This is a genomic window from Nguyenibacter vanlangensis, assembly GCF_013376155.1.
Lineage (GTDB): Bacteria > Pseudomonadota > Alphaproteobacteria > Acetobacterales > Acetobacteraceae > Gluconacetobacter > Gluconacetobacter vanlangensis.
The window spans coordinates 1-1,521 of the sequence record NZ_JABXXP010000662.1 but is presented as its reverse complement, the minus strand read 5'-3'; the positions used below and the strand labels follow the sequence as shown (position 1 = coordinate 1,521).

2 protein-coding genes are annotated in these 1,521 nt (G+C 68.9%); one reads left to right on the top strand and one right to left on the bottom strand.

Annotation, left to right across the window (positions count from 1 at the left end; genetic code table 11):
- A partial coding sequence (locus HUK84_RS17790) for a cation:dicarboxylate symporter family transporter (RefSeq protein ID WP_176641438.1) occupies positions 1–1,199 on the top strand: 1,199 nt, incomplete at its 5' end.
- Positions 1,200–1,284: 85 nt separating this feature from the next.
- Here HUK84_RS17790 and HUK84_RS17785 read toward each other — a convergent pair.
- Positions 1,285–1,521, bottom strand: a 237-nt coding sequence (locus HUK84_RS17785) for a hypothetical protein (protein ID WP_176641437.1), incomplete at its 5' end; no start/stop codon positions are given.

The window sequence follows — 1,521 nt, the reverse complement described above, 5'->3', positions numbered from 1 at the left end:
CGACCGACCTGTTCCTGCGGCTGATCGTGATGGCGGTGGGGCCGCTGCTGTTCTGCATCGTGGTGACGGGGATCGTCGGCGCGGGGTCGCTGCGGACCGTCGGCCGGCTGGGCGCCAAGGCGCTGATCTATTTCGAGGCGATGACCACCGCGGCGCTGTGCGCGGCCGTGGGGGTGGCGATGCTGGTCCGGCCCGGGGCGGGCCTGGCCTATGTGCCCAGCGGCGACGATGCGCGGATGATCGAATCCTATGCCCGCCACGGGCATATGCTGAACGAAGGCGGGATCACGGCCTTTCTGCTGTCGCTGGTGCCGCGCTCGCCGGTCGATGCGTTCGCCCAGGGCAACATATTGCAGATCCTGTTCTTCGCGATCCTGAGCGGGTGCTGCCTGAGCCAGATGGGCGCGGCCGGGGCGCCCATCATGCGGCTGGTCGATGCGCTGTCGGCCCTGTTTTCGCGCATCATGCGCATCGTCATCATGCTGGCGCCGCTGGGCGTGTTCGGGGCGATGGCGACGACGACGGCGCGGTACGGCATGAACGCCATCGCGCATCTGGCGGGATTCGTGGTGCTGTATTTCATCGCCATCGCGCTGTTCATCGTGGTCGGGCTGGGGACGTGCCTGAAATTGTCGGGCGTCAGCCCGGTGCGGTTCCTGAACCATTTCCGCGAGGAATTGGCGATCACCTTCACCACCACGGCGTCGGACGCGGTGCTGCCCAGCGTGATGGCCAAGCTGGAAGGGATGGGCGTGGACCGGCAGGTGGTCGGGCTGGTGGTGCCGGCGGGCTATTCCTTCAACCTGGATGCGCTGTCGATCTATCTGGGGCTGGCGGTGATGTTCCTGGCGCAGGCGACGGGGACGCACCTGACGGCGTGGCAGATCGCCGTGATGCTGGGTACCGCGCTGCTGACCTCGAAGGGTGCGCATGGCGTGCCGGGGATGGGCATCGTCGTGCTGGCCGCCACCCTGGCCGCGACCCCGGCGATTCCGGCGGCCAGCCTGGTGATGTTGCTGGCGGTGGACTGGTTCATCGGGATCGCCCGGGCGGTGGGGAACCTGGCGGGGAACTGCGTGGCGCCCGTCGTGATCGGCGCCTGGGAAGGGCGCCTGGACCGGCGGCGGATCGCGGCGGTGCTGGGCAAGGACGTGTTGAACGAGGAGGCACTGAACACGGACATGCTGGGCGGAGAATAGCCGGGCCGGTCGGAGCTTGACGTTCACACTGAAGAGACAGGCCGAACCGGGATATTGGATTTCGCCGTTCGTCCCCAGCATGCCGTCATGATGCGCTGAGCAGGACGTCGAACGGCAGCGTGTCCGCGAGTGGCGCGAGGCGATGAAGGGCCGCGTCGTCGAAGACCGCGCCGGGGCGCAGGAGCGAGCGCCAGGTGCGGGCCCCCGAGGTACGGGCCGCCTGGCCATCGGGAAGGCCCGACAGGTCCAGGGTGGTGCTGCGCCAGGTGCCGTCCGGGCAGGACAGGTCGTCCGGGCTGGGGGCGAGCGGCAGGACCAGGCG